Genomic DNA, 5,497 nt, shown 5'->3' on the forward strand with positions numbered 1-5,497 from the left:
CCGTTAAGTTGACAGGCCCCCGCTTCGCGGGCGGCCCTCCCCCGACAGTTGAGCACCACAGGTGCACCCTGCTTGACAGTTCGAGCACCTGCACTGGCTACGCGACGTGATCTGGGAGGAGGACCGTTCCCTGCTGCGCACCGGCGACGGACCCGAGCTGATGTCCATCCTCACCAACCTGGTGATCACCCTGTTTCGAATACTGGGAGTAACCAAATTCAGAGACGAGACCTCCCGCAACCACCAAAACCCCCACCGAGCACTCCGACCCCTGCTCCTGTGACCCCCTCTGATCAGGCAAAACTCACCGCCCGACTTTGACGAGTCCCTGCTCCGGGTGGTCGGCGCGTCTCGGCCGGCGCCGGGCGGCGACGTGGGCCGCGTCGCCCGGCCGTGGCACTGCGCCCCGGCCGCGGTCCCTGCCGCTGCGCAGGCCGGTCTGAACTGTTACCTGGCTGGCCTATGGTGCCGTGGTGACACCCTCGAACCCGGACCCGTCCCCATCGGCGCCCGTCGGCGGTGATGTCGCCCCGACCGGCGTCAGCGTTCCAGCGGGGCGCGAGCGCCGCATCCCGCCGCCGGAGCAGTTCCGTGGGCCAGTCATTGCCCGGCGTGGCCAGGTGGAGCACTCCACCACGGATCAGCGCCTGCTCGACACCCGCAGCCCCTCGGGGTTCGTCCATTCCGACCCGTGGCGGGTCATGCGGATCCAGAGCGAGTTCGTCGAGGGTTTCGGCCTGCTCGCCGAACTGCCACGGGCGGTGACCGTCTTCGGCTCGGCCCGGATTCCCCCGGACAGCCCGTTCTACGAGCAGGGCCGGCTGCTCGGCGCCGCGCTCGCCGAGGCCGGCTTCGCGGTGATCACCGGCGGGGGGCCGGGCGCGATGGAGGCGGTGAACCGTGGGGCCCAGGAGGCCGGCGGCCTGTCGGTGGGCCTCGGTATTGAGCTTCCCTACGAGCAGCGGCTCAACGACTGGGTCGACCTCGGCGTCAGTTTCCGCTACTTCTTCGTTCGCAAGACGATGTTCGTGAAGTACGCCGAGGCGTTCGTGATCCTCCCCGGTGGGTTCGGCACGCTCGACGAGCTGTTCGAGGCGCTGACTCTGGTCCAGACCGGCAAGGTCACCCGGTTCCCGGTGGTGCTGATCGGCTCCGAGTACTGGTCGGGACTCGTCGACTGGATGCGGACGACCCTGTTGCCCGCCGGCCTGGTCCAAGAGCGGGACCTGCAGATCCTCTCGATCACCGACGGCATCCACGAGGCCGTGCGCATCATCCTGGAGGGAACCGCCGGGCACACCCGGCCCGCAGGTATGGATATTCCGTGAACATCTGCGTGTACTGCGCCTCCTCCGAGCTGATCGACCCCTCGTACGTCCTGCTGGCGGCCCAGACCGGCACCGAGCTTGCCCGGCGCGGCCACACCCTGGTCTCCGGCGGAGGCTCGGTGTCGTGCATGGGGGCGATCGCCCGGGCGGCGCGGGCCGGCGGAAGTTACACGGTCGGCGTGATCCCGCGGGCGCTGGTCGCGATGGAGGTCCGCGACCTGGACGCGGACGAGATCATCGTCACGGAGACCATGCGGGAGCGTAAGGCGCTCATGGACGCACGCTCGGACGCCTTCCTGGCTCTGCCCGGGGGCCTGGGCACCCTGGAGGAGCTGCTTGAGGTCTGGGTCGCCGGGGTCCTGCGCATGCACACCAAGCCCGTGGTGGTCCTCGACCCCGACGGGGTCTTTGCCCACCTGCGGATCCTCGTCGACGAGATGGTCGACCGCGGGTTCGTCCGCCCGCGCGCCCGGGACACCCTCCGCTGGGCGACCGGCATCGGCGAGGCGGTGGACTTCCTGGAGGCGGGTGTGACAGAGGCGACCGTCACCTCGCCCCCGCCCCCGACCCTGCGGGAGATCGTCGAGGGCGACTGAGCCCGTTCCTGTTCCTTGCCTATCCAGAGGGTTTCGTGTCCGAAAAATCCCTCTGGATAGGCTGGCTGGCTGGCTGGATAGGCAGGCTGGCTGGGTAGGCGAGGGCGGTCCTCAGGCGAGGCCGCGGCGGGCGACGGCGAGGTCGACGTCGCCCCGGATCGCCGCGACCATCCGCAGCGTCCGCCACGTCGCCGCCACCTGGTGCGCCCGGAAGACCCGGGCCCCGAGCCAGGCGCTGACCGCGGTCGCGGCCAGCGTGCCCTCCAGGCGTTCGTCGATGCCAGTGTCCAGGGTCTCCCCGACGAAGTCCTTGTTCGACAGCGCGACGAGCACCGGCCACCCGGTGGCGACCAGTTCCGGCAGCCGGCGGGTGGCCTCGAGGGAGTGGCGGCTGTTCTTGCCGAAGTCGTGCCCGGGATCGACGAGGATCGCATCCGGCCGGACCCCGAGCGACACCGCCCGCTCGGCGAGCCCCACCGTGGTGGCGACGATGTCGGCGACCACGTCGTCGTAGACCATCCGGTGCGGCCGGGTGCGCGGCGGCAGATGGCCGGCGTGGGTGCAGACCAGACCGGCGTCGAACTCGGCCGCGACCTCGGCGAGCGCCGGGTCCACCCCGCCCCAGGCATCGTTGAGCAGGTCGGCGCCCTCACACGCGACGACCCGTCCGACCTGCGCGCGCCAGGTGTCGACGCTGATGACCAGCCGGGGGTGGCGGGCCCGGACCTCGGCGACGAAGCCACCCACGCGGCGCAGCTCCTCGGTCGCACTCACCTCGCCGCCGGGCGCGGCCTTCACCCCGCCGATGTCGATGATCCCCGCCCCCTCGTCGACCGCACGGTCGACCGCAGCCAACGCCTCGGCCGCACCGTACGTCGCCCCGCGGTCGAAGAAGGAGTCCGGGGTGCGGTTGACGATCGCCATCACGATCAGCTCGGTCGGCTCGAAGGTCCGCGGACCCAGTCGTAGCGGATCCCGCCGTAGCGGGGCCGGGTGGGCAGCGTCGGCATGCACCGGGCCAGCCTGCCAGAATTACCGCGATCGGCGGGCCGTGGCACGATCGGATGCGTGGTGCTCGTCATCGAAATTGTGATCGTGGCCGCCGTCGTCTTCGCGGTGGCCGCGCTGGCCGTCGGTCGCTTCGATCGGCTCGCCCCGGCGCCGCCGGACGGCGCTCCCACCGGACTACCTGTCGGTACGGTAACAGCCGGTGACATTGCCCGCACGCGGTTCGGGATGGCGCTGCGTGGTTACCGGATGGCCGAGGTTGACGCCGTCCTGCTTCGGCTGGCCGACGAGCTGGCCTGGCGGGACGAGGAGCTGGCCCGGCGGGACGAGGAGCTGGTCCGGCTGGCCGCGTTCGCGCGCGTCGACACCGCGCCATCGCCGGACGGGCATCGGGTTACTCGCTCGCCACAGATCGACGAGTGATCGCCGCCGACTGTCCGTGGCATCCGCCGACTGTCCGTGGCATCCGCCGACTGTCTGTGGCATTACAATCGACTGTTGGTAGCCGGTCGATCTGGCCTACGCAGGGACACGTACAGGCGCCGCCGTCAACATCGATGCCCACCTCTCGATGTTGCGGCGGGCGACTGTTGTGATGCCGCGCAGAGACGTGTTTCGGTTTGCGGTCCGGTCTACGGGATAATCGTCGTCAGATGCAGGTCCGACGGCAGGAAGAGGTGCACCGATGGCGGCCATGAAGCCGCGGACGGGTGACGGTCCGCTCGAGGTGACCAAGGAGGGGCGCGGCATCGTCATGCGTGTCCCGCTGGAGGGGGGCGGTCGGCTCGTCGTGGAACTCACCGCCGACGAGGCGAGTGCGCTGGGGGATGCCCTGAAGACCGCGGTCGGTTAACCGTCCGTGTGTCCGTCCGTGTGCGCTGTCCTCGCGCCTGTCCCGCGGCAGCCGGGTCCCGTCGTGGTCCGGCGGTCCCGGCGAGTCCGGCTGTCCCGGCGAGAAGGCCGGCATGAGCATCGTTGATTCCGCGCCAGGCCCGGCGATCGACGGGCTCATCAGGCTTCCGCTCAGCGTCACCCTACGGTCCGCCACCGTCGCCGGCGTCGAGCCCGCGACCGTCGCCCTGGTCCTCGCGTCGTCCGAGAACGGACCCGTGTTCGATGAGACTGCCCGCGGCGTCGGTGCCGATCTAGGACTGGATCTCGCGCTGCTGGTCGAGTCCGAGTCCCTGCGCGGCGATGCGGGTTCGGTGCTGGTGGTGCCGTTGGCCCGGACGGCTCGGCCGACCCGGCTGCTCGTGGTCGGCATCGGCGCCGGTCAACCGGGTGACTGGCGGGCCGCGGGCGCCGCGCTCGCCCGCCGCGCCGGGGCACCGGACCGGCTCGCGGTGGTGGCGGAGCCCGGCGATCCGGGCCTGCGGGCCTTCACCGAAGGCCTGGCGCTAGGCGCCTACCGGGCCGCTGGAGTGCTCGACCCGGCTGGCGGAGTGCCCGACCCGGCTGGCCGGCCCGGGCCGGAGAACGGCGTGCCCGGCGACGTTATCGTGCTCACCGGTCGGGCGGACGAGCCTGGGGCGGCGGCCGCGGTCGACGCCGCGCGGGCGGTGGCCACCGGGGTATACATCGCCCGCGATCTGGTCAACATGCCGAGTCTGGTGAAGTCACCCGAGTGGCTGGCGAACCGTGCCGTGCGCATCGCCGCGTCGGCGGGTCTCGACGCGACCCTGCTCGGCCCCGGCGATCTTTCGGCGCAGGGCTTCGGGGGGTTGTGCGCCGTCGGTGAGGGTTCCCCTCGGCCGCCCTACCTGGTCAAACTCGAATATCACGGGCCACCGCGGACTTCTGGCGAGGCCGGGTTGGCGGGATCCGCCGGGTCGGCAGGGCCGGATGGTTCGTCGGCGGGCCGCTTCACCGATGGTCACCGGGTCCTGGTCGGGAAGGGAATCACCTTCGACTCGGGTGGGCTCTCCCTGAAGCCGGCCGTCCCGATGGCCGGCATGAAGACTGATATGGCGGGCGCGGCGGCGGTGCTCGGGGCGATGACCGCGTTGCCGGCGTTGAACGTGCCCGGGCGCGTCACCGGTCTGCTCTGCCTGGCGGAGAACATGATCGGTGCGACTGCCATGCGTCCCGGCGACGTCATCACCTGCTGGGGCGGGACCACGGTGGAGGTACTGAACACCGACGCCGAGGGTCGCCTGGTGCTGGCGGACGGCCTCGCCTACGCCGCGGGCGCGCTTGACGCGGATGTCATCGTCGACCTCGCCACGCTGACCGGAGCGATCGCCGTGGCGCTCGGCCGGCGCACCGCCGGGCTGTTCAGCTCGGACGACCAGCTGGCGGCGGCGCTGTCCGCCGCGGCGGACAGCGCCGGGGAACGGGTGTGGCGGCTGCCGTTGGTGGAGGAGTACCGGGCGGCGATCGACTCGCCGGTGGCGGACCTCGCCAACATCGGCCGGGCGCTGGACGTCGGGGGCGGTTCCATCACCGCGGCGCTGTTCCTGCGGGAGTTTGCGGGCCGGCGGCCCTGGGCGCATCTGGACATCGCGGGCACCGCACGGTCGGACGCCGACGACGGCGAGATCAGCCGGGGCGGCACCGGGTGGGGGG

6 protein-coding genes are annotated in these 5,497 nt (G+C 71.5%); 5 read left to right on the forward strand and 1 reads right to left on the reverse strand.

The genetic code is table 11. The features are described 5' to 3' along the window. The first annotated feature begins 473 nt into the window (after positions 1-473). Both AC08OP_RS19905 and AC08OP_RS19910 read left to right on the forward strand, forming a co-directional pair. Entirely contained in the window at positions 474-1,328 is an 855-nt protein-coding gene (locus tag AC08OP_RS19905) for an LOG family protein (protein WP_476615571.1), read from the forward strand. Further along, complete coding sequence (locus AC08OP_RS19910; protein WP_476615572.1) at positions 1,325-1,924, forward strand: LOG family protein; 600 nt, start codon at positions 1,325-1,327, stop codon at positions 1,922-1,924. Before AC08OP_RS19905 ends, AC08OP_RS19910 begins: the two co-directional genes overlap by 4 nt. Before the next feature lie 111 nt (positions 1,925-2,035). On the opposite strand, the gene folP is transcribed toward AC08OP_RS19910, so the two are convergent. Beyond that, positions 2,036-2,938, reverse strand: a complete 903-nt coding sequence (folP, locus tag AC08OP_RS19915) for a dihydropteroate synthase (RefSeq protein ID WP_476615573.1) — start codon at positions 2,936-2,938, stop codon at positions 2,036-2,038. A gap of 57 nt (positions 2,939-2,995) precedes the next feature. Between folP and AC08OP_RS19920 the strand changes: the two genes are divergently transcribed. The 3 genes from AC08OP_RS19920 to AC08OP_RS19930 form a co-directional block, all read left to right on the forward strand. Then, positions 2,996-3,355, forward strand: coding sequence for a DivIVA domain-containing protein (locus AC08OP_RS19920; RefSeq protein WP_476615574.1), 360 nt, complete (start codon positions 2,996-2,998; stop codon positions 3,353-3,355). A 262-nt stretch (positions 3,356-3,617) separates the two neighbouring features. Further along, positions 3,618-3,785, forward strand: a complete 168-nt coding sequence (locus AC08OP_RS19925) for a DUF3117 domain-containing protein (protein WP_007511639.1) — start codon at positions 3,618-3,620, stop codon at positions 3,783-3,785. Positions 3,786-3,897: 112 nt separating this feature from the next. Beyond that, on the forward strand, positions 3,898-5,497 hold a 1,600-nt coding region (locus tag AC08OP_RS19930), incomplete at its 3' end, for a leucyl aminopeptidase family protein (protein ID WP_476615575.1).

Source organism: Frankia sp. CeRuru1, from assembly GCF_977966315.1.